The 26,486-nt window shown below is 41.2% G+C and carries 25 protein-coding genes; 7 read left to right on the top strand and 18 right to left on the bottom strand.

Annotated features, from left to right (window positions below; translation table 11 throughout):
• Positions 1-41: 41 nt before the first annotated feature.
• From ACOI22_RS15375 to gltB, 6 genes are all read right to left on the bottom strand, one after another.
• Positions 42-1,817: a helical backbone metal receptor gene (locus tag ACOI22_RS15375; protein ID WP_420673279.1), complete on the bottom strand. Its 1,776-nt coding sequence runs from the start codon at positions 1,815-1,817 to the stop codon at positions 42-44.
• Between the two features lie 17 nt (positions 1,818-1,834).
• Entirely contained in the window at positions 1,835-2,527 is a 693-nt protein-coding gene (locus ACOI22_RS15380) for a 5'-methylthioadenosine/adenosylhomocysteine nucleosidase (protein ID WP_420673021.1), read from the bottom strand.
• A 130-nt stretch (positions 2,528-2,657) separates the two neighbouring features.
• Positions 2,658-3,275: a DUF2726 domain-containing protein gene (locus ACOI22_RS15385; protein WP_420673022.1), complete on the bottom strand. Its 618-nt coding sequence runs from the start codon at positions 3,273-3,275 to the stop codon at positions 2,658-2,660.
• A gap of 173 nt (positions 3,276-3,448) precedes the next feature.
• Positions 3,449-3,859: a hypothetical protein gene (locus tag ACOI22_RS15390; protein ID WP_420673023.1), complete on the bottom strand. Its 411-nt coding sequence runs from the start codon at positions 3,857-3,859 to the stop codon at positions 3,449-3,451.
• A gap of 227 nt (positions 3,860-4,086) precedes the next feature.
• Complete coding sequence (locus ACOI22_RS15395; RefSeq protein ID WP_420673024.1) at positions 4,087-5,502, bottom strand: FAD-dependent oxidoreductase; 1,416 nt, start codon at positions 5,500-5,502, stop codon at positions 4,087-4,089.
• Positions 5,503-5,533: 31 nt separating this feature from the next.
• Positions 5,534-9,997: a glutamate synthase large subunit gene (gltB, locus tag ACOI22_RS15400; protein WP_420673025.1), complete on the bottom strand. Its 4,464-nt coding sequence runs from the start codon at positions 9,995-9,997 to the stop codon at positions 5,534-5,536.
• A 604-nt stretch (positions 9,998-10,601) separates the two neighbouring features.
• Between gltB and arcB the strand changes: the two genes are divergently transcribed.
• Positions 10,602-12,962 (top strand): aerobic respiration two-component sensor histidine kinase ArcB, encoded by a 2,361-nt coding sequence (arcB, locus tag ACOI22_RS15405; RefSeq protein WP_420673026.1) that lies wholly within the window; start codon positions 10,602-10,604, stop codon positions 12,960-12,962.
• 6 nt (positions 12,963-12,968) lie between these two features.
• Here the strand turns inward: arcB and mgtE are convergent, their stop codons facing one another.
• From mgtE to ACOI22_RS15465, 12 genes are all read right to left on the bottom strand, one after another.
• Positions 12,969-14,327 carry a magnesium transporter gene (mgtE, locus tag ACOI22_RS15410; RefSeq protein WP_420673027.1) on the bottom strand — a complete coding sequence of 453 codons (1,359 nt, stop codon included), beginning with the start codon at positions 14,325-14,327 and terminating at the stop codon, positions 12,969-12,971.
• A gap of 89 nt (positions 14,328-14,416) precedes the next feature.
• Positions 14,417-14,689, bottom strand: coding sequence for an HPr family phosphocarrier protein (locus ACOI22_RS15415; RefSeq protein WP_420673028.1), 273 nt, complete (start codon positions 14,687-14,689; stop codon positions 14,417-14,419).
• A 14-nt stretch (positions 14,690-14,703) separates the two neighbouring features.
• Positions 14,704-15,627, bottom strand: a complete 924-nt coding sequence (rapZ, locus tag ACOI22_RS15420) for an RNase adapter RapZ (RefSeq protein WP_420673029.1) — start codon at positions 15,625-15,627, stop codon at positions 14,704-14,706.
• Between the two features lie 97 nt (positions 15,628-15,724).
• A complete protein-coding gene (gene ptsN, locus ACOI22_RS15425) occupies positions 15,725-16,168 on the bottom strand; it encodes a PTS IIA-like nitrogen regulatory protein PtsN (protein WP_420673030.1) in 444 nt (147 codons plus the stop codon).
• Between the two features lie 11 nt (positions 16,169-16,179).
• Entirely contained in the window at positions 16,180-16,467 is a 288-nt protein-coding gene (gene hpf / locus ACOI22_RS15430; protein ID WP_420673031.1) for a ribosome hibernation promoting factor, read from the bottom strand.
• A 21-nt stretch (positions 16,468-16,488) separates the two neighbouring features.
• Entirely contained in the window at positions 16,489-18,015 is a 1,527-nt protein-coding gene (locus ACOI22_RS15435) for an RNA polymerase factor sigma-54 (protein WP_420673032.1), read from the bottom strand.
• 108 nt (positions 18,016-18,123) lie between these two features.
• Positions 18,124-18,852, bottom strand: coding sequence for an LPS export ABC transporter ATP-binding protein (gene lptB / locus ACOI22_RS15440; RefSeq protein ID WP_420673033.1), 729 nt, complete (start codon positions 18,850-18,852; stop codon positions 18,124-18,126).
• Positions 18,853-18,877: 25 nt separating this feature from the next.
• A complete protein-coding gene (gene lptA, locus ACOI22_RS15445; protein WP_420673034.1) occupies positions 18,878-19,480 on the bottom strand; it encodes a lipopolysaccharide transport periplasmic protein LptA in 603 nt (200 codons plus the stop codon).
• A complete protein-coding gene (lptC, locus tag ACOI22_RS15450) occupies positions 19,449-20,009 on the bottom strand; it encodes an LPS export ABC transporter periplasmic protein LptC (protein ID WP_420673035.1) in 561 nt (186 codons plus the stop codon). Before lptC ends, lptA begins: the two co-directional genes overlap by 32 nt.
• Positions 20,006-20,614, bottom strand: coding sequence for a 3-deoxy-manno-octulosonate-8-phosphatase KdsC (gene kdsC / locus ACOI22_RS15455; protein WP_420673036.1), 609 nt, complete (start codon positions 20,612-20,614; stop codon positions 20,006-20,008). The genes lptC and kdsC overlap by 4 nt, the downstream gene beginning before the upstream one ends.
• A 1-nt stretch (position 20,615) precedes the next feature.
• Positions 20,616-21,578 (bottom strand): KpsF/GutQ family sugar-phosphate isomerase, encoded by a 963-nt coding sequence (locus ACOI22_RS15460; protein WP_420673037.1) that lies wholly within the window; start codon positions 21,576-21,578, stop codon positions 20,616-20,618.
• Positions 21,579-21,581: 3 nt separating this feature from the next.
• Positions 21,582-22,538 carry a calcium/sodium antiporter gene (locus tag ACOI22_RS15465; RefSeq protein WP_420673038.1) on the bottom strand — a complete coding sequence of 319 codons (957 nt, stop codon included), beginning with the start codon at positions 22,536-22,538 and terminating at the stop codon, positions 21,582-21,584.
• A gap of 499 nt (positions 22,539-23,037) precedes the next feature.
• On the opposite strand from ACOI22_RS15465, the gene ACOI22_RS15470 reads away from it, so the two are divergent.
• From ACOI22_RS15470 to ACOI22_RS15495, 6 genes are read left to right on the top strand one after another with little or no spacing between them, the layout of a single operon-like run.
• Complete coding sequence (locus ACOI22_RS15470) at positions 23,038-23,859, top strand: ATP-binding cassette domain-containing protein (protein WP_420673039.1); 822 nt, start codon at positions 23,038-23,040, stop codon at positions 23,857-23,859.
• 2 nt (positions 23,860-23,861) lie between these two features.
• A complete protein-coding gene (gene mlaE, locus ACOI22_RS15475) occupies positions 23,862-24,644 on the top strand; it encodes a lipid asymmetry maintenance ABC transporter permease subunit MlaE (protein ID WP_420673280.1) in 783 nt (260 codons plus the stop codon).
• A 7-nt stretch (positions 24,645-24,651) separates the two neighbouring features.
• Positions 24,652-25,176, top strand: coding sequence for an outer membrane lipid asymmetry maintenance protein MlaD (gene mlaD, locus ACOI22_RS15480; RefSeq protein ID WP_420673040.1), 525 nt, complete (start codon positions 24,652-24,654; stop codon positions 25,174-25,176).
• A 54-nt stretch (positions 25,177-25,230) separates the two neighbouring features.
• Positions 25,231-25,905 (top strand): MlaC/ttg2D family ABC transporter substrate-binding protein, encoded by a 675-nt coding sequence (locus tag ACOI22_RS15485; RefSeq protein ID WP_420673281.1) that lies wholly within the window; start codon positions 25,231-25,233, stop codon positions 25,903-25,905.
• A 2-nt stretch (positions 25,906-25,907) separates the two neighbouring features.
• On the top strand, positions 25,908-26,222 hold the full coding sequence (locus ACOI22_RS15490; RefSeq protein ID WP_420673041.1) for an STAS domain-containing protein: 315 nt from the start codon (positions 25,908-25,910) through the stop codon (positions 26,220-26,222).
• 2 nt (positions 26,223-26,224) lie between these two features.
• Positions 26,225-26,473, top strand: coding sequence for a BolA family protein (locus tag ACOI22_RS15495; RefSeq protein WP_420673042.1), 249 nt, complete (start codon positions 26,225-26,227; stop codon positions 26,471-26,473).
• Positions 26,474-26,486: the final 13 nt, after the last annotated feature.

The following is a 26,486-nucleotide window of genomic DNA, read 5'->3' on the forward strand; positions in this document are numbered from 1 at the left end:
AAAACCAAGGCCCTTCTTAACGTTTTTTGAGTAGGGCTATTTTATTTGTACGCTTCTTCACATACTCTTTCCATTTCATTTAAGGCCCTGATCGTAAATCGATGCAAAGCATCGGGGTTAGCACTTATATACTTTCCTTCGAACACACTCGCATGCTTCCCCCAAAATGTGTTTATCTGCGCTTGGTTTGAGCCATCAGCGGCTATAAGCAGGGCCGGTTGCTTACGTAATATGTCGCTTACTTGTAATTGTGGGTAGGCTGATAAACTATCCTCATAAATATTATGTAAGCCGCATAATTGCAATAAGCTATTTAACCAAGGGTCATTGCCTAGGCCCATTAAAGGATACTGGTTTAAATAATATAAGGTAGTCAAACTACGCTGCGAATAAGCTTGTTTAATTTGTGTTATTTTGGCGCTAAGTTGATTTGCAAGTTGATTAGCACGTTCAGTTGCATCTAGAAATTTGCCAATATTGCTAATTTCACTTACAAGATCGCTTGGATGCTTAATGCTTGATTGATAAACATTAAACCCCATTGCAATCAGTTTTTGGATGTCAGCATCTTTGTTGCCGCCGCGCCAAACTAATACGTGGCTTGGCTTTAAGCGCGCAATTTGGGCTAAATTTGCACCTTGATAACTGGCTACTCTAGGCAACGACAATGCCGCTTTGGGGTAGTCACTGTAGTCACTCACGCCAACAATCGCTTGGCCTTTGTTAAGTGAATATACCAGTTCGGTTAAATGCGGGCTCAATGTAATAATGCGCTGTTCATGAGCCGTCCTACTCTTTGATGGGCCAAGCTCAGGCGTATTAGCTAAAACCGAAAAGCTAAGTGAAACTAGCACCAGCATCACGCTAGTACAAATAATAATATGGCGGAATATTAAATTCATAAGTGTATTGTATGTTTTTGCAGAAGGTTCCTTTGCTTCAAAATTACCATGCTTAGCTTTTGTGCCTTCCAGTCGCTGCCGCCTTACTTTTTGTTGAGAATACATAACCGGCCCAGCGGTTTTCACTTGCATAACTTGCGCCACAGAAAACAACAACAAGAGCTGAACACTGCGCAAATAGAGTGTCCAGTATTGTGAACTCACTAAGGCTTTTAAAGCTAAGAAAGGTGAAGTTGTTAGCATAAAACTAATGCTTAATAATGCCGACGGAATAAATTGAAACAAGGAACAAACATAACTGGCAAGTTTTCCAAAATTTGAGAAGCCTTTAAGCTTTGGACTCCAAGCATGATTTGCCTCATAACAAAGCCTATAGCTCAAGGCCAATATAGGCCCGCCTAAAAAATAGCAAAAGATAACCGTTACATATTGGTAGGCATATCTTAAAAATAAACCTTCAATACATGCTTTAAATATCCCAATTTCCGATAGTAATTGCGTGTCTCGTAGCATTACGCTTTGCAGTAAAGACTTTGCCAACAAGGTTTTGTTACTGGCTGCCGCTTTAATAGTTGCGCTAAATATTTTGGTTTGGGTGGTAAATTGCAGCAAAATCCATAAAACAAACACATCTAATAACCACTGATAACTTGCAAACTCATATATTAAAAAGCTAATAAGTACAGTGGGCGTAACTAATACAATAAGCCCTAAACTACCCGATATAAGCGCTTGTTGCTTTGAATAGTTTGTTTTAAGCACTTTATTTGCCATACGCTGGCAAATAAAACGGTACATTGAAAGAGGATTAACGCCACTGGATATAGGAATGAAACGTTCAAGTAGAAGAGCCACTAAAACGGCTAAAATGCTAGCTAATGGCTCATTAACTGAAATCGTGTTAATCCATGTCATCACAGTTTTATTAAAGCCTACAGTTGTTTAATGATATCAAGTACTAAATTTGCTGAGTTTTTCGCGGCAATATCCAAATAGGCGTCAAATGACATAGTTGAGGTTTTGCCTGCAATGTCTGACAAACTGCGAATTACAACAAAAGGGGTGTTCATTAAATGGCATACTTGGCCAATAGCTGCACCTTCCATTTCAACAGCCTTCATTTCAGGGAATAGCGTTTTAATTTCTTGCGCTGCTTCATCACTGCCAATAAAGCTATCACCACTGCATACTAATCCGCTTTTTACTTTTACGCCGTCAAGCTTGCCAATAGCGGCCTGGGCTAGCTTAACTAACTTTTCGTCACTGTTATAGTAATGAGGCATTTGAGGCACTTGGCCTAGTTCGTAGCCAAAATGCGTTACGTTTACGTCATGATGTAAAAGCTCTGTTGCTATAACCACATCGCCAATTTCTAGTTCAGGATCAAACCCACCTGCAGAGCCGGTGTTAATAACGGCATCAGGCGAAAAGGCTTGAATAAGTAATGCAGTTGCTGCAGCCGAGGCCACTTTACCAATTCCGCACTGCACTAGTTGAATTTGATGAGGGCCTATATTGCCGCAAAATACGCTTAGGTGAGCAACTTGTTGAGTGCTTAAGTCTGAAATTTGTGCTTTTAGAAGAGTTATCTCTTCTTCCATAGCGCCAATAATAACAATATTCATAGTTTGGCCTTTTAATTATTTAATTTTATTGAGGGATAAAACAAGATGAGCGCCATTTTAGGCGCTCATCTAATAAAATCAAAGTTTTAGCGTAAATTAGCTTGGTTTAGCTAGTTTGCAGCCTAGGCATTTACGCAGCAGCGTGATTATTAGGAATATTTCGTGCTGCACTCAATGGGCGAGTAGGGCGCTTAGTGTGCTTGATAATGCTTGGACGCGGCGCTTGGTTGGCAGCAAAAGGGGTTTTACCTTGGCGGCGACGCAGTGGCACAAGCTTAGACTCTATACACTCTTGTATTTCGGCAACGGTATAGCCCGAACGCGCTTTAATTCTAACGTGGGGAATAGAAGCCGTTTCAAGAGCTCCATTTACAAAGAAATCACGCTGAGTGTTGTGGCCATTCTTACCACTGCCATATACTAAATCAATTGCCATAATAGGTGTCATGTCATCTTTGTTACATAATACAAAATCTAACTGCTTGGCACCGGCTCGTATTATGGCACTTTTAGCTATTTTGCCGTCGGTATCTTTACGCAGGCTCAATATGTCTGACAATCTTACACGGCATAATACTCTAAATTCCCCTGCCACAGCATGTTCAATAAGCCCCAAAAACTGGCGCTCTGCAGCCGTAAACATTTGGGTTTTAACATGAAACGGAAACTCTATTTTGTCTTGGTTAAATTTAATAGCAATAACTGATATACAAATTAACAGGGCCATTAATATAATCGCGATTTCCATACTTACTCCACATCTAATTGGTAACAAACAATCTATTTGAAAAAGGTTTGCTAGATTGTTTAAAGATTAAACATTGCCGCTAGGGCTTGTGAAGGGAGTTTTGCAAAGGCTGTGCCAAACAAAGGATTGGCACAATGTAATTTATAAAATTACTTCTTAATACTATGACTTTATTAGCTTTTATGTAACGAAGTTACCAATATATCTACTTGGCTGCCTTGTCCATCCTTAGAAATAATTAACGTAGTGCTACTATCAATAGAGCGCAGCACATAGCGCTTTTTAATTTGCTCGCTACTGGTGAATTGCTTGGTGCCTTGCGTGTAATAGCTCAATACTTCGGTAGGAGCTTGCGGTACAAAAAGGGTAAGTGATGCTGGCAAATCAGCGGCAAACACCTGACAAAGTTTGCCGTTTTCAGGTAGCGACACGTCATAAAATTTGGCGGGGCAAGCGTCGGATTTTTTGTAAGTGCTAATACTTTGACTCTTTGGCGCAGCAATAAGCTGTGTGCTTGTAAATGTGGCTACTACTGTAAGTAATGCTAAATGTTTAGTTTGTAGCGCTTTGAACAATGGCAACATGTGAAATCTCCGGCCAGCTAATTAGGTATAAAGTAAGTAGTAACTAGTTTATTTTTAAAGTGTGAAAATACACTGGATAATGGGTGGGAAGGGTTTGTAAATTAGCTATCAAGTATTGTTAAAAATACCTTTAAGAGTGATTGCTGCAAAAAAAAAGCCACTACCTAGGGTAGTGGCTTTTTTATGTACTAAGTTAACCCTGCCTTGATGCAGAGTTAATGTATACTTTAAACATTAAGGTAGTCTAAAATACCTTCTGCAGCGCGGCGGCCTTCATCAATGGCGGTTACCACCAAGTCAGATCCTCTTACCATATCACCGCCCGAGAACACTTTTGGGTTGCTCGTTTGGAAAGGGTAAGCGCCTTGCGACGGTGCACGAACGCGGCCTTTTTCGTCAAGCATAATGCCAAACTCACCAAACCATGGCGCTGGGCTAGGCTGGAATCCAAAGGCAATAATTACCGCATCGGCAGGCATAACATGCTCTGATCCAGCTATTTCAACAGGGCGGCGGCGGCCAGCCAAGTCAGGCTCACCCATTTCTGTTCGCACCATGCGAATACCAATCGTTTTACCGTTTTCATCAACTGCAATATCTATAGGCTGAATGTTAAATTCAAACTCAACGCCTTCTTCACGCGCATTAACTACTTCGCGGCGTGAACCCGGCATGCTTTCTTCATCTCTACGATACGCACAAACCACGCTTTCTGCGCCTTGGCGAATAGAGGTACGTACGCAATCCATGGTGGTATCACCACCACCGAGTACAACCACCTTTTTGCCTTTCATATCAATAAAGTCGTCAGCCGATTTCTCAAGGCCCATTACGCGGTTAGTATTCGCCACTAAAAACGGAAGTGCTTCATATACACCTGGAGCATCTTCGTGTGCGAACCCACCTTGCATAGCCTTGTACGTGCCCATTCCTAAGAAAACACACTCGTAATCATCTAGCACTTTTTGAAAAGGGATATCCTTACCAATATCAGTATTAAGCTTAAACTCAATACCCATTTCAGTGAATATTTTACGACGCAATCGAATTACATCTTTTTCTAACTTAAATGATGGGATCCCAAATGTAAGTAAGCCGCCAATTTCTTCGTATTTATCAAAAACAACAGGCTTAACGCCATTTCTCACTAGAATATCAGCACAGGCTAAACCCGCTGGGCCGGCACCTATAATGGCTACTTTTTTATCATTCCAAACCACGTCCGACATATCTGGACGCCATCCCATTTCAAATGCGGTATCGGTAATGTATTTTTCAATACTACCAATGGTTACCGCACCAAAGTCATCATTTAGCGTACAAGCGCCTTCACATAGCCTGTCTTGTGGGCACACGCGGCCGCACACTTCTGGCAAACTATTGGTTTTATGGGATAGCTCGGCTGCTTCTAAAATTTTGCCTTCATTAGCAAGGGCTAACCATTGCGGAATAAAGTTATGTACAGGACATTTCCATTCACAATAAGGGTTACCGCAATCTAAACAACGATCGGCTTGCCCTTCCGCTTGCGAATCAGTCATGGGTTGGTAAATTTCACCAAACTCTTCTGTTCGCATAATTATTGGCTTTTTAGGCGGGTCAATGCGTTCTACGTCAACAAATTGATATACATTCTTTGCCATTTTTCTATATTCTCCTAGACCTTATACGCCTTTATTGTGCTTGAACGCGCAATTCTGCGCTTGAACGGCTTATATGGCCTAACAAATTTTTCACGTCACTGGTTTTTGGTTTAACTAAGCGGAAGCGTTTAAGCTCTTCAGCAAAGTTAGTCAGTAAATTCAGCGAGTGTGCACTACCGGTTAATTCATAATGCGAGTTGATTAAACCGCGCAAATGCTCAGACAATATTACTTTATCTGTAATATCTAACGCTTCAACAAGTTCGCCATTAATGCGTTCAGCAATATCACCAAACTCATCATATAAGTATGCGAAACCGCCTGTCATACCTGCACCAAAGTTAACGCCTACACTACCTAAAATAGCAACAATACCGCCAGTCATGTATTCACAAGCGTTATCGCCAGCGCCTTCAATAACGGCAATGGCACCCGAGTTTCTTACAGCGAAACGTTCGCCTGCGCGGCCTGCGGCGTAAAGTTTACCGCCGGTGGCACCGTATAAACAGGTGTTACCCATTATGGCACTGTTGTGAGTATCAAAGCTAACGCCACGCGGAGGATGAATCACTAAACGTCCGCCTGTCATGCCTTTACCCACATAATCGTTTGCGTCACCTATTAAGGTCATTTCCAAACCACCTGCGTTCCACACACCAAAGCTTTGGCCAACTGTTCCTGTAAGCTTCACTTTAATTGGGCTGTGTTCAAAACCATGGTTGCCATAACGCTGGGCAATAAAGCCCGATAAGGTTGCACCTACTGAACGGTCAGTGTTGCGCACCGAGTAGCTTAATTGCTTGCTCTTACGTGCCATAACAGCACCTTCGCAGTCAGTTACCATGCGTTGGTTTAGCTCGCCTTTATCAATTGGCGCATTAGTTGTTTCTGAGCAGAATAACTGAGTGTGTGACCCAGCTGATGACTTCTCAAGCAATGGAGATAAGTCTAATTTATTCTGCTTGGCAGTTTGGCCGTCAAGTAAGGTAAGTAGTTCCGTGCGGCCTACTAAATCTTGGAAACGGCTTATGCCCATACTGGCCATAATTTCGCGAACTTCTTGGGCCACAAACTTAAAGTAGTTCATTACCATTTCAGGTAAACCAATGAAGTAGTTATCGCGTAAGCTTTCATCTTGAGTTGCTACGCCTGTTGCACAGTTATTTAAGTGACAAATACGTAAGTATTTACAACCAAGTGCCACCATAGGACCTGTACCAAAGCCAAAGCTTTCTGCGCCCAAAATACCGGCTTTTACAACATCTAAGCCTGTTTTTAAGCCACCATCGGTTTGTACACGTACTTTGTGACGCAAACCATTTTCAACTAGGGCTTGTTGCGTTTCTGCCAAACCTAATTCAAAAGGGCTACCTGCGTACTTAACTGAAGTAAGTGGGCTAGCGCCGGTTCCGCCATCGTAACCTGACACGGTAATTAAATCAGCATAAGCTTTTGCTACACCCGTAGCAATGGTACCTACACCAGGTTCTGATACTAATTTTACTGAAATTAGCGCAGTAGGGTTAACTTGTTTTAAGTCAAAAATTAGCTGAGCCAAATCTTCAATTGAATAAATATCATGATGCGGCGGTGGTGAAATTAGCGTTACACCAGGCACTGAGAAGCGCAACTCAGCAATATACTGATTTACCTTATCACCCGGTAACTGGCCACCTTCACCGGGCTTCGCACCTTGTGCAACTTTTATCTGAATTACGTTAGCATTTACTAAGTAGTGTGGTGTTACGCCAAATCTACCTGAAGCAACCTGCTTAATTTTAGAATTCTTTTCAGTGTTAAAGCGTTTAGGATCTTCACCGCCTTCACCTGAATTTGATTGCCCACCTAAGCGGTTCATAGCAATCGCTAGGGCTTCGTGCGCTTCCGGGCTTAATGCTCCAATTGACATAGCTGCGGTATCAAAGCGAGGGAATAAGGTTTCTTCGCCTTCAACTTCGTCAATACTTATGGCATCACCGGTTTTAATTTGCATCAAATCACGCAAATGGCTTGGGTTTCTACCATTAACTAAATCAGAAAATACTTTGTAATCGGTGTAATCCCCGCTTACTACTGCCCGTTGTAATGAACTCACTACATCAGGGTTGTAAGCATGATACTCGCCGCCATGTACGTATTTTAGTAAGCCACCATGTGACATAGACTTACGAGCTAGCCACGCTACTCGAGCCGAGTTAATGATGTCTTGTTCGAAATCTTCAAAACTTGTACCTTGAATGCGGCTAGGAATGCCAGCAAAACAAGTATCCATTACGGCGCTGTTTATGCCAACGGCTTCAAATAGTTTAGAGCTTCTGTAACTAGCAACGGTGCTTATGCCCATTTTCGACATAATTTTAAACAAGCCTTTGTTAATTCCTTTACGGTAATTAACCATGGCTTCCATAGGCGTAAGGTCAAGGTCGCTCTTATCAACCAGTTGCTCTATTGTTTCGTAAGCTAAAAATGGATAAATAGCCGTTGCGCCTAAACCAATGAGTACGGCAAAGTGATGCGGGTCACGTGCCGATGCTGTCTCTACTACAATGTTTGCATCACAACGAAGCTGTTCATTCACAAGGCGTTTTTGTACCGCGCCTACTGCCATAGCAGCTGGAATAGGCAAGGTTTCGGGCGTAATGTTGCGATCAGATAAAATCACAAACGCTGCGTTTCTGTTGCGAACCGCATCAACCGCTTCTTCACATATACGCGCAATGGCCGCTTCTAAGCCTTCTGATGGCGAATAGTTAATATCTATTTGCTCATTGTGATACCACTTCTGATTAAACTCTTTTAGCTGTTTTAAATCGGTATACACTAATACTGGTGATTCAAATAACACGCGGTGAGCATAACCACTGGTTTCATTAAATACGTTTTGTTCGCGGCCAATACAGGTCGCCAATGACATAACATGATTTTCACGAAGCGAATCTATAGGGGGGTTAGTTACCTGTGCAAACTGCTGGCGGAAATAATCGTAAACAGTGCGAAGTTTAGATGACATAACCGCCATAGGCGTATCATCACCCATGGAGCCCACTGCTTCTTGGCCGTCTTTTGCCAGCACTTTTACAACTTGTTGAATTTCTTCATAACTATAGTTAAATAGCTTGTGGTAAGTTGCCATACGTTTGTCATCAAAAGCACGCTTACCTACAAATTCAGCATCGCATTCTTGAATAGGTTTTAATCGCGCAATATGGGATTTTAACCATTCGGCATATGGATGTTGTGATTTCAGTTCTTCATCAATTTCGGTTGAACGCCAAATTTTGCCAGTATGTGTATCTACTGCCAGCATTTCACCGGGGCCTACTCGGCCTTTTTCAATTACGTCTTGCTCAGAATAATCCCAAATACCTATTTCAGAAGCGAGTGTAATAAAACCATTTTTGGTAATTACGTAGCGTGCAGGGCGCAAACCGTTTCTATCAAGGTTACATGCTACATGGCGGCCGTTGGTCATAACAATGCCTGCAGGGCCATCCCACGGTTCCATGTGCATTGAGTTGAACTCATAAAATGCACGTAAATTAGGATCCATCGTATTGTTGTTTTGATACGCAGGCGGAACAAGCAATCGCATTGCTCTGAATAGATCCATGCCACCAGCTAAGAATAGCTCTAGCATGTTATCAAGTGAACTTGAGTCAGAGCCATGGGTATTTACAAATGGTGCCGCTTGCATCAAATCAGGAATAAGCGGAGTCGCAAATTTAGAGGTACGGGCAATTGCCCACTCACGGTTTGCTTTAATGGTGTTTATTTCACCATTATGAGCTAAAAATCTAAATGGCTGAGCTAATGGCCATTTAGGTAATGTATTGGTTGAGAAACGTTGGTGAAATACACAAATAGATGACGTTAAGTCTTCGTTTGCCAAATCAAGATAAAACTTAGTTAAATCTCGTGGCATTACCAAGCCTTTATATATAGTTACGTAGTTTGACAAACACGCTACGTAAAAATCTTCATCTTCCATAGTGCGTTTTTCAGCACGGCGACGAGCCATATATAAGCGGCGCTCAATATCAGGTGAAATCCAACCTTTAGGTGCATTTACAAACACCTGTTCAATTTGAGGGACGCCAGTTTTTGCTAAGTCACCTAATACGCTGTGGTCAACCGGCACTTCGCGCCAGCCAACAACGGTTAAGGTTTCTTTTTCTAATTCTTCATTAAGTACCTTACGAGAGGCTTCGGCTTTAACTGGGTCTTGTGACAAAAATATCATGCCCACAGCGTAGTTAGTATTTAACTGCCAGCCTTTATCTTGCGCTACTTTGCGAAAAAACGAATCAGGTTTTTGCAGTAATAAACCACAACCGTCACCGGTTTTACCATCAGAAGCCACACCACCGCGGTGTTGCATGCGATCCAAACCTTCAATTGCGGTAATCACTAATTGGTGGCTTGATTCGCCTTCTGTGTGAGCAATTAAGCCAAAACCACAGTTGTCTTTTGAATCAGATGAATGATACAAACCCATACATTACTCCTTGGCGAGTGTTGTGAAACAACTCGCACATTGCGCCCTATTAATGTAATAAGAACATAACTTCAATAGTGTGAAGCATTGATTAAACGAAATTGTGTTTCTAGCCCAACTTTTTAATTATTGTATGTGTTGGTACTATACTCGGTGCCACCTTTATACCTCTATTGGGTATTAAGAGGAGACACACTAAATTCTGCTTTCTGTCGTTGGTAAACTGAGGATACTGTTGCGTATCGAATTTTTATTCATTCCACTAAGCGGGAGGGTGAAAATACCTATTTATCACGTAAAAATCAATTATCACTTAGAATAATATGTGTATTCATCAAATCAATAATAGTTAAGCTGTTGTTTTCTATCTAAATATAAATTACGTCTTTTACCCATTGTACGCCTATTTTTTGACGCTGAAAGTTAATTATTTGTGAATAAAGGTTGTTGTGGCAACTTTATTCCACAAACTATTGAAATTTTAAACGTATTTAGCGCATAACTATTGTTGTTTATAGATATTTCTTTGTTACTACTGTTACCCCATTTGCATTCTTGCTAGTATCTTGCGTCTACCTTTTGTCATTTCTATTATGGTCATTGCATGTTAATCAAAACACCGCCCGAGTCGTGGGCCATTAAGTTCGCTCAGTTTGTTGATAAAATTGGGCCAATTAAAGTCAGTATCTTATTCGTTATATTTACGCTTCTGTTTACTATTAGCGGCTCTTACGTTGTGCGTTTAAGCCTAGGTAAAGATATTGAACTTGATGACCTCATAAGCGCTGTAGTGCTTACCATGATTAGCGCACCTTGGGTGTTATACTTTTTCAGTGAACTTATTAAACAGCTTGAGCATAGCCGAATTAACCTAGAAGAAGCCGTTAGCCAGCTAGAAAGGCTTCGTCGCCATGACGTAATTCTTAACCGCGAATTACAAAATAACATTCGCCAGCTTAATTATGAAATAGATCAGCGTAAAAATGCACAGCTAGAGCGTGAAGCAATGTTTGCAAAGCTTGAACAAGAAATGAAAGAAAAGTCAGAGCAAGAACTGCAAGCACGAAGGCTATCTACCTTAACGCGCTCTATTATTGATGCCTCTCCAGACCTTATTTATTATCGCAACGAAGAAGGGCGCTTTGCGGGTTGTAATAAGGTTGCAGAAGCACTTACGGGTAAAACCGAAGAAGAATTGTTAGGTTTGACCGCGCACGAAGTTTACGACGAAGAGTTAGCAAGGCAAGTAGCTGCGTCTGACTTAGAAATTCTTGAAACGAACGTTTCTATTACTGAAGACTTATGGTTAAAGTTTGCTGATGGTAGCCGTAAATATTTTGAAATGCGTAAAGTTCCATTCTTTGATCATGAGGGGAATCGCTTAGGAATATTGGCATTTGGCCGTGATATGACTGAGCGTAAGCAATCGCAATTAAGCATTGAGCAAGCCAGTAAAGATAAGACTAAATTTATTGCTACCATAAGCCACGAACTAAGAACGCCACTAAACGGTATAGTGGGTTTATCAAGAATGCTGCGCGATACAAAGCTTAATGCTGAGCAGTTTGAATGGGTAAGCACCATATATGCAAGTGCTATTACCTTGGGCAACATTTTTAACGACATAATAGACTTAGACAAGCTTGATCGTAATAAAGTTGAAATTCAGTATAAAACCGTAAATACCACAAACTTCGTAAATGAAATTGGCAGTATTATTAAATTACTGGCGGCAGATAAAGGCTTAGCATTTAACTGCCAAATTGTTGAACCAGTGCCAGTGGCCTTTGAAGCTGACGGCACGCGCTTACGCCAAGTACTTTGGAATATGTTATTTAATGCGGTAAAGTTTACGCAAGAAGGCTCGGTGTCATTAACTATGTCATCAAAAATTCATAGCACTACTCAAGCTGATATTATCTTCACCATCCAAGATACCGGAATAGGGATTGATAAAGACCAACTCGACAAGATTTTTGCGATGTACTACCAAGTTCAGCGTAGTGATTTTCAATCAGCTACTGGAACAGGCATTGGTTTGGCTATTTGTAAGCAAATGGTTGATAAAATGAAAGGTGATATTAAGGTTAACAGTGAGCTACATCAAGGCACCTGTTTTGAAATTACCTTGCCAGTTAACATTACTCATCAAGCTCCTGATGTGGAAGAGTTGCGTGTTAAAGACCTAAACATATTGTTAGTAGAAGACATTGAGCTAAACGTAATGGTAGCCAAAGCGCTACTTGAGAAGTTAGGACAGCATGTTTCAGTTGCTATGACGGGACAAGAAGCCATAGATATGGCGACCGAGTACAACTACGATCTGATACTGCTTGATATTCAATTGCCCGATATGACCGGTTTTGATGTAGCACGAACTTTGCTAGAGCAAGATTTAGTGCTAGGAACACCTATAGTGGCGCTTACCGCCAATGTAATTAAAAAGCGTGAAGAATACTTACAAAACGGCATGGACGATGTTATTGCTAAACCGGTTAAAAAAAGCCGCATCATTCAAGTATTCAACGAGCTTTTTGCGAATGACAACCTAGTGGAAGAAGAAAAGCCCAAAAAGCAGACTTCTGCAATTGTCATAGAAGAGACTACGCAAAAAGTGCTCGATATGGACTTGCTGTCTATGTTGATAGAAACTATTGGTGAGGGCATGGTTGAAGCAAGCTTAAGAGTCTTTGAAGAGAAAATCCCTGAGTACATGGAAGCGCTTAAAGTATCGTTAGCGGCAGATGATAAAGACGATGTTTGCTCACAAGCGCACAAAATTAAAGGGGCTGCAGGCAGCGTAGGTTTAACAAGAGTACAAAGCACCGCTAATATGATGCAACAGGGTGATCACCCAGCGTGGTGGGAAAACGTTCACGATTGGCTAGAGCAACTCGAAATGGCGATTGAACAAGACGTAAGCCATTTGCATGACTGGCTCAAGCGCCAACAAATAGAAGACTAAGCAATGTTAAATTAGGAACAGCGTTGCTGTTCCTAAAAATGCAAATATACCCACCACGTCGGTAATAGTGGTTAATATCACACTACCGGCTAGCGCTGGGTCAATCTTCAGCTTCTTCATAATAATAGGCAAGGTTGCACCCGCTAAACCTGCGGCAATCATATTTATCATCATGGCGAACGCAATTACGCCGCCAAGCACGTAATCTTGTTTCCAAATTGCTATTACTGAGGCAATTAAAAACGCCCAAATAAGCCCGTTTAAAAAGCCAATAAATAATTCTTTTCTGACTAACCATAGGGCATTAGTGGTAGCAACATGGCCCAGAGCCATACCACGAATAACCAAGGTTAGTGTTTGGTTTCCCGCAACGCCTCCCATACTCGGTACAATGGTATTTAAAATAGCAAGCACCGCCAATTGGCTTAACGTTGCTTCAAACATGTCACTTACAGCGGCGGCTAATAAGGCGGTGATTAAATTTACACCTAACCATACTGAACGGCGTTTAGTTGATTGCCCAACGGGGGCGAAAGTATCTTCTTCATCATCCAAACCGGCCATGCTCATCATTGAGTGTTCAGCGTCTTCACGAATAATATCGACCACGTCATCAATGGTAATTCGCCCCACTAGGGTCCCGTCTTCGCTTATAACCGGTGCTGATAACCAGTCGTAGCGTTCAAACATACTTGCCACTTCGCGTTCTTGGGTATCAACTAAAATGGCCTCAGGCTCATCATTCATTATTTCCGCAACGGTAACATCGGGTTTGGAGGTTAGTAGTTTTGATAGTGAAACGGTGCCTATTAAGGCATCTTGTTTGTTTACCACATAAAGGGTGTCAGTGTTTTCTGGTAATTCTAGCTTTAAGCGCAAATAGCGTATTACTACGTCAACCGATACATCATCTCGCAGAGTGATGGTGTCGGTATTCATAATAAAGCCAGCGGTTTCTTCCCCGTATGACAACGCTTTTTCTGCTCGTAAGCGGTCTTGGGCGTCCATCGATTTTAAAATTTTATTTAAAACGTTTTCGGGCAGCGTACTTAAGGTTTCGGCTAAATCATCAGTATCCATGTCTTCAAGCGCGTCTACTACGCTTGCTGGAACCATGTTGCTTATTATACCGTTTCTTACATCTTCACTGAGCTCTTCTAACACATCACCATGAAAATCTGCATCAAGCATTTTCCATAAGTCAGTACGCGTTTTGGCGGGAGATGATTCAAGTAAAAGGGCGGTATCACCGGGGGGGATGTCATGCAATAGCTTGCGTACACGCACGAATGCGCCGGCGTTTAGTGATTTACTAATTGACGCTAGTCTGTCTTGTGTTGTCTTGTTTTCAATGGTTTCCGACATGCTCGTATCCAAGTGTTTCTGCTAGCGAGTTAGCAAAAGTATAGCATTATCTTAGTATTAAATGTATGAATTGTTGTAAATTCAGAGGCTTATTCGCCTTCATCAAACTTATTCGCAATTAGGTTTTCTATGTCGTCCATTGCCGCTTGGGCATCATCTCCTTTGCACTTTACGGTAACTTCTTTGCCCATTCCGCTTCCTAACATAAGCAAAGCAAGCACGCTATTTGCTGGCGCTGACTGCTCATCTTGCTCTATAAGTATTTCACTTTCGTATTGATTCGCCAATTCTACTAATTTAGTTGCGGCGCGCGCGTGTAAGCCCAATTTATTAATAATGGTTAGGGTTTTAACTAATTCCATTTGCACGCTCCGGTTTATTCATTGTTTTGAGCCTGCTTAACTTTTTCAATAGCGGCCTCTTCTATAGCCTCTTTTTCAGCTTGGGCTTTCTTGATTCGCTTAAGCTCTCGATGTTTAACTTGAACATCACCGTGGCTTTTTTTGAATGCTTCACTTAAGGCTTGAGAAACAAACACCGAGCGATGCTGGCCGCCCGTGCAACCAATAGCTACCGTTACATAACTTCTGTTATTCCTTTCCAAATGTGGCAGCCAGGTGGTAATGAAATTTTGGATTTGCCAAATAAGCTTCATCACTAAAGGTTGGCCTGACAAAAACAATTCAACTGGGCTATCTAAACCCGTATAAGGGCGTAAATCTGGGTCCCAATGAGGATTGGGTAAAAACCTTACATCAAATACGTAGTCGGCGTCTTTAGGTAAGCCATATTTAAAGCCAAATGATTCGAACACAATCACCAAATCAGAACTCTTCTTGCCTAGCACTCGTTCACGAATAGTTTCTGCTAAATCATGTACTGACAAATTATCGGTATTTATATGGAGGTCGGCTTTTTCGGCCACTGGCACTAAAATGTCACGTTCAGCTGCAATGGCGTCAACTAGTGAATTGTTAAGTTTGAAAAGGGGATGTAAGCGGCGAGTTTCGCTATAACGCTTTATTAATACATCATCGCTAGCATCAATAAATATAATGGTAATGTCCCAAAACTCGGGCAAATATTCTAGCAATTCGGTGATTTCATTTTCCGAATCGGGCATGTTACGCACATCTATACTTACGGCAACAAGTTCGTGTTGTTCGACTACCGTATTGGTAAGTGTGGGCAGCAGTGAAACAGGAATGTTATCTACGCAGTAATAGCCTAAATCTTCAAGTGCGCGAAGTGCAATTGATTTACCTGAACCTGAACGCCCGCTAATGATCAATAATTTCATAGTGTAAAACTCGCGTTAAATAAAAGGTGTTGCAGAGTGAGAAATTACGTGTTTTCAGTATAGAGTGCTTTTTGCAGGTAGTGAATCAATTTCACTCTTAAGCTAGGGCAGCCACTATTTCGTTTTTGTTTTCAGCTTTTCTTATTGCTTTTACAATGTCTTTATTGCTTAATTTTTTTGCTATGCCTGATAAAGCCTCAAGGTGCTGGCTAGTTTGTTCTTCGGGCACTAAAATCGCAAAGAATATATCAACGGCTTGACTATCAATTGCGTCAAAATCTATTGGAGAATTGGTTGTGAGTATTACTGCAATCATATGACTCAGACCTTTTATTCGGCCATGTGGAATAGCAATGCCATTTCCAATACCAGTACTGCCCATTTTTTCTCGACCTAATAGACTTGAAAGCACTTCTACTTGGTCAAGCTCAGGTGACTGCAATACAGCAATTTCAGAAATTTTTTCAAAAATTCGTTTTTTGCTATGGCACTCAACCGAACATTGAGTTCGGTCAAGTGAAATTATGTCATTTATGATCATAGTTAGTTAGCTTAGTGACGCTTAAGTTTTTCTTTGTGTTTAATAACTTGGCGATCTAGCTTATCAATTAAGCCATCAATAGCCGCATACATATCGGTGTGTTCTGAGTTAGCAAATACTTCACCACCACTCATGTGTACAGTGGCTTCCGCTTTTTGGTTAAGTTTTTCAACGTTAAGTATTACATGCACATTATTGATATGGTCGAAATGTCGTTCGAGTTTTTCAAACTTAGTGTCAACATAAGTGCGCAATGAGTCGGTGATTTCGACGTGATGACCGGTAAGGTTAATTTGCATATTGATGGTCCTCTTTGCCTTTTAGACAAGGCTTTTTCGTTGATTAGAAGGGGGAATGTTTAACGATTCCCGGTATTTTGCAATTGTTCGCCGGGCCACATTAATGCCCTGATCGGCAAGCAATTGCGCAATCTTGCTATCACTTAACGGCTTGTTCGATGGTTCATCAGCAACTAATTTTTTGATGAACGCACGAATAGCAGTAGAAGAACAATTTTCGCCAGACTCTGTAGATACGTGTGACGAAAAGAAATACTTAAGCTCAAATATGCCTCTTGGGGTGTGCATGTACTTTTGTGTTGTAACACGTGAAATAGTTGATTCGTGCATGTCTACCATTTCAGCCACATCGTTTAATACCATGGGCTGCATTTTTTCAGGACCTTGCTCAAAAAATTCACGTTGTTTAGCAACAATACAATGCGACACCTTCAAAAGGGTTTCATTTCTGCTTTCCAAACTTTTAATAAACCATTTTGCTTCTTGTAAATGAGACTTTATATATTGCGAATCGTTCGAATTACTGGTTTTCGATAGTTTCGCGTAGGTTTCATTTACGGTAAGGGCGGGTAGGGCTTCGTTGTTTAATTCAACTGTCCACACGCCTTTATTTTTGTAAACATTAACATCGGGGATAACATATTCAGGCTCTCTTGATGAAACTGCGCTACCCGGGCGAGGATTCAAGGTTTTCAATAAGCGCATGACTTCACGCAGTTGATCTTCCTTTAAACGCGTTTTACGCATAAGTGTACGGTAGTCTTTGCTGCTTAATAAGTCAGCGTGTTCTTCAATCAGTGAGCGGGCTTGCTCAAGCCATGGTGTATCGTTATCAAATTGTTGCAATTGCACCAATAAGCATTCTTGTACTGAACGTGCGCCTGCACCAATAGGGTCAAAACGTTGAATACGTTTAAGTACGCATTCTACTTCGTCTAAATCAATGTCTTCGTTATCTAAGCTATCTAATATGTTTTCACACGAACTGGTTAAATAGCCTGATTCGTCAATTGAATCAATTATGGCAATCGCTATTGACATGTCATTATCGCTAAAATGCGTCATTTCAGCTTGCCATAGCAAATGGTCTTGAATGTTTTCGGTAGTTTCGCCTTGGAATATGTAGTCGTCGTCAGGGCTTGAGCCGGTCATTTTAGTGGGGGCTGATGTAGAACCTAGGTAATCTTCCCATGAACTATCAAGCGGTAAATCATTGGGTAAATCGCGGTTTTCAAGTGCTTCATGTGCATCCATAGGATCAGGAACATCTTTTTCGCCACTACTTAAAGATGCATTCGCTTCGTTTACGCCTTCTATATTCGCTGAAGCTTGTTCTTTGTCAGTTCGGGAATCGAGCGTTTCGCCTCGGTCAGCGTTTTCATTGCTATAGTCTAATTCTACCGTCTCCAAAAGGGGATTGGATTCAATGGCTTCTTGAATTTCTTGTTGCAGATCAAGTGTTGACAGTTGCAGCAGCTTAATAGCTTGTTGCAATTGGGGGGTCATAGTCAATTGTTGACTGAACTTCAGTTGTAACGAGGGTTTCATTACTATCCTTCTACTGCGCCTATCTCAAGTATGTAAAACATCTACCTTACCTAGCGATTCCTATCATTAATGCTTATCATACTCCCTAATTAGGAAAAAAAAAGAGGTTTATAATGCAAATTGTTCGCCAAGATAAACATCTCTTACCGTTTGATTAGCAAGAACTTCTTCAGACGTGCCGCTAGCTATCAATTCTCCATGGCTCACAATGTACGCAAGCTCACATACATCAAGGGTTTCCTTTACATTATGGTCAGTAATCAAAACCCCAATGCCACGTTCTTTTAATTGGTAAATTATTTTTTTAATGTCATTTACTGATATTGGATCAACCCCTGCAAAGGGTTCATCAAGCAAAATAAACTTGGGATCAGCTGATAATGCCCGCGCAATTTCAACGCGGCGTCTTTCGCCACCTGATAAACTCATGCCAAGGCTGTTACGAATATGATTAATATTAAAATCATCAAGCAGTTCATCAGCTATGACTTCGCGCTGGTCTTTTGAAATATCTTTGCGAGTTTGCAATATGGCCATTAAATTTTCATACACAGTGAGTTTTCTGAAAATAGAGGCTTCTTGAGGTAAATAACCAATGCCATTTCTTGCACGCTCGTGCATAGGAAGGTGGCTTAAGTTCATTTGATCAATAAAAATATCGCCTTTATCTAGTGGTACTAAACCCACTATCATATAAAAAGTAGTGGTTTTACCTGCACCATTGGGGCCTAACAGACCAACAATTTGTCCTGTTGATACTTCAATGCTTACATCGCGCACAACTTGGCGAGATTTATACGATTTAGCTAAGTTTCTGGCGCACAGCGTACTGGTCACAAATACAATCCTTCAATAGCGTTGTTTATTGTTGTTCTGAATCAGACTTTTCTTGCGAAAATGCACCAGGGCTTATTACTGTAGTAACGGGGCCACTGCTGTTTTCATCAGATTCAGCTAAGATTTGCTCTTTCGCCATATCAAACAAAATAGAATCACCATCTACTTTCACATCGTTTTGCACAATAACGGCTTGGCCGCGAAGCGAAAGCGTTCTAGACGCTACGGTATATACAATTTTGTTAGCTCGTGCTTCTACTATAGTACCGTCTTCTAAGCGCTGCTTGTAACTGGCGGGGCTGCCGCTTGCTATAATGACTTCTTGGCGCTTGCCATTGGTAGCATCAAGTTCAACGCGGTCAGCAAGTAATTCTAGACTGCCTTGGCGAATAACCACATTTTCAGTAAAAATAGACGTTTTTTTCTTGCCATCAATTGCTTGGTGATTTGACGTAAGCGTAACCGGCAAATCAAAATCTTGTGCAATGGTTGATGTAGCACTGCTATCTTCTGCAGTTTGTGCCGCCATAGCGGGTAGGGCATGTGCGTGAAAAGTCAGCGCACAGGCTGCTGATATAAAAAGTAGCCCTAGGTGCTTAAAACTGGGGGTTAACTTGCGTTTTAACATGTTCTTTTAACTCGTATTGTTGGGTAACTAAATCACCAAATAAACCCACACTGGTAACTAAATAATCTTGCCCTTTAATTTCTACCACTTGGTCAGAAAACAGGGTCTTACTCTCTAAATCAATTTCAATAAATTCGGTAGCAATGGCTTTAACATACTCTTCACTGCGCAAATTAACAATTTTTACGTTTTTCTCAAGTTGTATTCTATTGTTGTTATGCAAGGTGCCTTCTTGAGCCGTAATTTGCCACGGTTGTCCATCATCTAAAAATAGCGTGTATACAGGGTTTTCAAAAATTGCAAAGCCAAGTTCTTCGTAATGCTCCATTTTATCAGCCGCTACTTGGTGACTTAATTTGCCGTTTTTATCGTATAACTTACTGTTTAAGTTTAGGGCACTATAATTTGGAATAAGTTCACGGTCGCCTTTTTCGCTGCTTTGTTCTTTGGGATCTTGAAACAAAATAGACACGTACAAAGCTACCACGGCTGCAAATATGAATAACACACTCCAGCCGGTTCTATTCATACGCTGGCACCATGTTGCATATTTAATTTACCGTGTGCTTGCAAAAGCAAATCGCAAAACTCGCGAACCGCACCTTTGCCACCACCAAGGGTCGTTATAAAGTTAGCTTGTTGTTTTACATATGGGTGCGCATCATTTACCGCTACTTTAATAGCCGACAACCTATACATACCTACATCAGGCATATCATCACCCATGCTCGCCACTTGGCTAGTTTCAAGCTTAAGTTGATTTAGTAAGTCAGTTAACGCCGTGTGTTTGTCTTCACGTCCTTGCACTAAATGTTTAACGCCTAAGGCGCTCATTCTGTTTTTCACAATAGCTGAATCGCGCCCAGTTATAACAGCCACATCAATGCCACAGCTTTTGAGTGCTTTCACCCCATAACCATCTTTAGTATTGAAGGCTTTATATTCTTCGCCATTGTTACCTAGGTAAATACTGCCGTCACTGAATACGCCATCTACATCAAACACCACTAATTTAATTTGCTTGCATGCATCAAAAATTTTAGAAGGAACTGCTTGGTATAAAGTCGCTACACTATGAGCGGCGCCTTCTTGGTTAGCACTAGGTATGTTTTCATCAATAATGGGTTGAGCCATGTTATACCACTCCTGCTTTTAACAGCATGTACATATTAAGTGCGCCGACCGCTTGGTTTTCTTCGTTAACTACAAACAGGGCACTAATACGCTTACTTTGCATTAAGTTAAGGGCGTCTATTGCTAACGCGTTAGCGTTAATATGAACGCCGCCTTTGGTCATTACACTTTGTATTGACGTGGTTTGAATATCAATCGGTGAGTTAAGGGTTCTGCGCAAATCACCGTCACTAAATATCCCTACTAAGGTATTTTGCTCATTTGTTATGCCGGTAATACCTAAACCCTTTGATGAAATTTCAAGTAAGGCTTGTTTTAATGAATCATTTTGCGATACAAGAGGAATGTCATCGCCACTAGCCATTATGTCATTTACGGTAAGTAACAAACGCTTACCTAAAGCACCGCCCGGATGAGAAAACGCAAAATCTTCTGCGGTAAATCCTTTCGCTTCTAAAAGCGCAACGGCTATAGCATCTCCTAGTACTAGGGTAGCAGTAGTGCTGGTTGTGGGAGCCAAGCCTAAAGAACACGCTTCTTTGGTTACGCCAAGCAACAAACTAACCGCTGAGGCTTGCGCTAAACTACTTTTCGCATTGTTGGTAATAGCCACAATGGGTACACCAATTCTTTTTATTGACGGGAGTAAACCTACTAGTTCGGCGGTTTCGCCTGAATTAGAAATACCAATCAAAACGTCATTTGGGCTTAACATGCCAAAATCACCATGATTCGCTTCACCCGGGTGCATAAAAAATGAGGGAGTGCCAGTGCTTGCGAGCGTAGCTGCAATTTTGTTGCCTATGTGGCCCGATTTACCCATGCCACATACCACAACCTTGCCTTTGCATTGCAATAGCAAATCACAGGCTTCGGTAAAGCTACTGTCTAAATTGTTGGCTAGCGATTGAAGCGCATCGGTTTGAATCGAAAAAGTTTGTTTAGCAGAGCTTAAATAAGTCATAAATTATGAAAACAACACGTATTGATAGCCTAAAAATATGAGTATAAAGATACCCGCTTCGGTTCTGTTAATTTGCCGTGTGCCGCGAAAGTTAAAACAAAAAACAAATAACAACACTGACAAGCCTAACATAACCAATGAGTCTCTGTTTGCGGCAGCACCATCTATCACTGAAGGATGAATTAAGCCTGGCATCGCTAATACGGCCAGTAAATTAAATATGTTTGAACCAATAATATTACCTAGCGCTAAGTCGTCTTCACCTTTTAATACGCCTGCCACACTCGCGGCAAGCTCGGGCAAACTGGTACCAATGGCAATAATAGTTAAGCCAATGACTAAGTCACTAATGCCGTAGTAGCGAGCAATGTAAACGGCTGAATCAACTAGGAAGTGGGCGCTTAATGGCAGTAATATTAAGCCAACAATGACCCAAAATACTGCATTAGTGGTCGGTACGTTACTCGGGACTTCCGTTTCAGTTTCGGCAACTAGTGGGTCATTCTTTTCTACTTTAAATGACAACACCGCCATACCCGCAATAACAAAAACAAATAGGGAAATAAGAATAATCCCTTCGATTCTTGTTAGTTCGCTATCAGACAAAAAATACACGGCAATAAGGGTAATAAGCAGCATCACTGGCAACTCGCGGCGCAGCGTAGTAGATGATACCAATAAGGGTTTTATCATTGCAGTAATACCTAACACCAAAGCAATGTTAGTAATGTTAGAACCTAAGGCATTGCCGACAGCGGTATCGGAGCTACCAGAGAGTGAGGCAGTCGCAGCCACAACAATTTCAGGCGCAGATGAGCCCATTGCCACAATTGTTAAACCAATCATCATAGGCGCAACGCCTATATTTTTTGCTAAGGCCGATGCACCATAAACGAAACGGTCAGCGCTCCAACTAAGTACCACTAAACCCACTAAGAAAATTACTAAATTTATAATCACTAATGATTCTTCTTGCAATTGACAACAACTTTATTGTCTCAAATTGTAGCGATTTCAGCTAACGAAATCACATAAAATCAAAAATAAATAAGATATATAATTAAAATGTACGTTTTGTTACGATTTTTTAGGGCGCGAAAGCTTGAAAAACGCTACAATGTACCAATATTGAAAGGCTTAACAGAATATGAGCACAAGTGTTTATAAAACAAGCTGTTAAGCAAAAAAGTGAGCGCATTAGATTCAAGCTGAAATTTCTTTGTAAAGATAGAGGTCTACTAATTTGCGTTTATATGGTAATTACGTAAGCCATAATGCTAGTTCGTTGCTTTATTGAGCACTATGATCAAAAGCCGTGAGCGAGCGTATTCATTACGTTAATAGTACGGATGGAGGCAAGGATGAAGTTAAATAATATGAACTTTGTGACTTTTAGTTGCGTCTCAATCAGGTACAACAAAAAATTAGAAATATCATTCCTCAACATGGCCAACTGTTAATGTCTGAAAACCACACCACTTCCGATCTCGTAGTCAGCATAAATGATATGCTGTTTTCTCGTGGCGATCGTGAAATATACAAAGACATCTCTTTATCGGTCAAAAAAGGTGGCATCACTGCCATTATGGGGCCAAGCGGGATTGGTAAAACTACCTTGCTAAAAATCATTGGCGGGCAATTAAGGCCTAGTTCAGGCGAAGTGTTGTTTCAAGGCGAAAATGTTCATGAAGTATCACGCACCCGCTTATATGAAATGCGCCGCAAAATGAGCATGTTATTCCAAAGCGGTGCCTTATTTACCAATATGTCGGTATTTGACAACGTGGCATTCCCCCTACGTGAACATACTCAACTAAGTGAAAGCGTTATAGAAACCATTGTTACCTTGAAACTTGAAGCAGTTGGCCTTCGTGGTGCAGCGCAGCTTATGCCAAGTGAGTTGTCAGGCGGAATGGCGAGAAGAGCTGCTCTTGCAAGGGCAATCGCCCTTGACCCTGATTTAATTATGTATGACGAACCATTTGCAGGCCAAGACCCAATATCTATGGGCGTACTTGTTACGCTTATTAAAGCCTTAAACAAAGCCTTGGATTTAACGTCTATTGTGGTAACTCATGACGTAACAGAAGTGCTCGAAATTGCTGATTACGCATATATTTTAGCGAATAAATCTATTATTGGTGAAGGCACTCCTGAGCAAATCAAAAATTCTGATTCTCCCTTAGTACAGCAATTTTTGCAGGGCAACGCTGATGGCCCAGTGCCATTTCATTTTCCTGCTAAATCAATTGCTAGCCAGCTATTAGGGGAATCATCATGAATATGATAATCAATTATTTTGCTGGGCTTGGCCGAACTACCATCAATACGATGTCGTCAATTGGGCAAGCGTCGTTAATGTTATTTGGCGCATTATTCGCTTTTCCAACGTTTAAAAATATACGTTTAACTATTTTACAAATGTATGTGGTAGGCGTGCAGTCGTTACTTATTATTTTAGTGTCAGGTTTGTTTATTGGCATGGTTATGGCTCTACAAGGCTATACTATACTAGTAAGTTATGGCGCTGAGGGTAGCTTAGGCCCCATGGTTGCGTTGTCTATATTGCGCGAGTTAGGCCCTGTTGTTACGGCCTTGTTATTTGCCGGTCGCGCAGGTTCCGCATTAACGGCTGAAATTGGCTTAATGAAGGCCACCGAGCAATTGAGCAGTTTAGAAATGATGGCTATAGACCCACTGCGCCGCGTAGTATCACCGCGCTTTTGGGCTGGTGTAATCAGTATGCCTATGCTCGCACTTATCTTTTCTGCTATTGGTATATTAGGCGGGCACTTAGTGGGCGTTGATTGGCTTGGCGTAGATTCGGGAAGTTATTGGTCTATTATGCAAGCTACTGTGGAATGGGACAAAGACATTCTAAATGGCATTATTAAATCAGTAGTGTTCGCTTTAGTCGTGGTATGGATTGCATTGTTTAAGGGGTATTCGTGTATCCCTACCTCTGAAGGTATTAGTTTAGCAACCACTCAAACCGTGGTGTATTCATCCCTTGCTATTTTGGGTTTAGATTTCGTATTAACAGCGTTAATGTTTGGCATAAGTTAGGATCATCATGACATCAAGAAAAACAGAAATTTTAGTTGGTTTATTTGTAGCGTTAGCAATTGCTGCAACCTTACTTTTAGCCTTGCGAGTTGCCAATCAAGGTATGAGCGGTAGCGGCGAAACCTACACGCTCACCGCACGCTTTGACAACATTGGCGGTTTAAAAGCGCGTTCTTCTGTAAAAGTAGGGGGCGTGAATGTAGGCCGTGTTGAGCGTATTTATTTACATAATACTGACTTAGTGCCGGTGGTAGAGCTTACCATATCAAGCGAATACCTTGATACATTTCCTGATACAAGTACCTTGTCTATTTTAACCTCTGGCTTATTAGGTGAGCAGTACATTGGTCTTCAACCTGGTTTTATATTTCCAGAAGATATTGTACGCATTGAAGAAGATAAAGTGTGCGAAACAGCCAGCTTGAACGATTGCCCATACTTAACCGATGGCGAAGAAATTATAGATACTAAATCAGCTCTTGTATTAGAAGATTTGATTGGTCAATTTTTATTTAATAAAGGAAGCGAATAATCAATGAATAACTATTTTGCAACCGCAGCTTGTGCCGCGTTTGTTTCTTGCACAATGTTATTAGGAACAAGCACTTCGGTGAATGCAGCGCAAGAACAAGCCGCGATTTCGGTAAGCGCTATACAAGGCCAAGCCGAGCGTGAAAGGGTAGCTCAAGATGACCCATATCAAATGGTGCAAGAAGCCGCATCTTTAACCTTCGCTCGCATTAAAGCTGAACAAAAAAACTTAGTTCAAGACCCTGAAATTTTACGCGTGATCATGGAAGAAGAATTAATGCCTTACATTGATTACCGTTTTTCAGCATTTAAAGTGCTTGGTAAATATGCAAGGCGCGTGGAAAAGAAAGAGCTGCTAGAATTTGTAACGGTATTTAGAGAGTATTTAATTACCAGCTATGCGGTGGCCATGGGATATTATGATAATCAGACCGTTGAGTTTGAGCCGGAACGTGATTTTTCTGACCGTAATGACGTAACGGTTAGAGCCGTAATTAAAGACAACGTACGCCCTGACATAAAAGTCGCTTTTAAAGTGCGCAAAGATCCACGCTCAGGTGAATGGCAGGCTTATGACATGATTGCTGAAGGCATTAGTTTACTTTCAAGCAAGCAAAGCGAATTCGAAAGCATACTACGTAAAGATGGCATTGCTAAGGTTATTGAGTCTATGCGTGCTAGCATTCGCCAACCTATTGTGTTGCAAAATGCTGACAAAGAGGCTTCATAGTAGTGGAACAAAACCTAGTAGTAGACGCTAGCGGTAACGCTAGCCTTAACTTATCAGGAAATTTGGATCGCGATTCATTAAGCAAAGATTTTTTTCAAGGCTTAGCTAAATCTAGCGTGCATTCCATGGCTAGCGCTAAGCAGCTATTAGTAAACCTTAAAAACGTTGAACGGGTAGACACCGCTGGCTTAGCTTGGTTAATAAATATTGTACGCGATGGCAAAGCAAAAAATATAAACGTGACCTTTGCAGACGTACCCGATAAACTACTGCACCTTGCCGACTTGAGCGGCGCGAAAGAAATTTTACAGGCGTAACTATGACCAACGAAGACATTGCCAACATGCTTACTGAAAAGCTCGCTTTAAGTGATGTGAAAGTAAAAAGCGAAGGCACCCATTTTCAAATTATTGCAATTGACGATAGATTTTCTGACATGAGCAGAGTAAAAAAACAACAATTAGTTTATGCTCCGTTGTCTGAGCTTATTGCAGATGGCACAATTCATGCCGTAAGCATAAAAACCTTTTCCGAGCAGCAATGGCAGCGCGAAAAGCTTTTCAATTGATCAACCCTCTTAT

This window comes from Glaciecola sp. 2405UD65-10, from assembly GCF_048820975.1.
Lineage (GTDB): Bacteria > Pseudomonadota > Gammaproteobacteria > Enterobacterales > Alteromonadaceae > Glaciecola.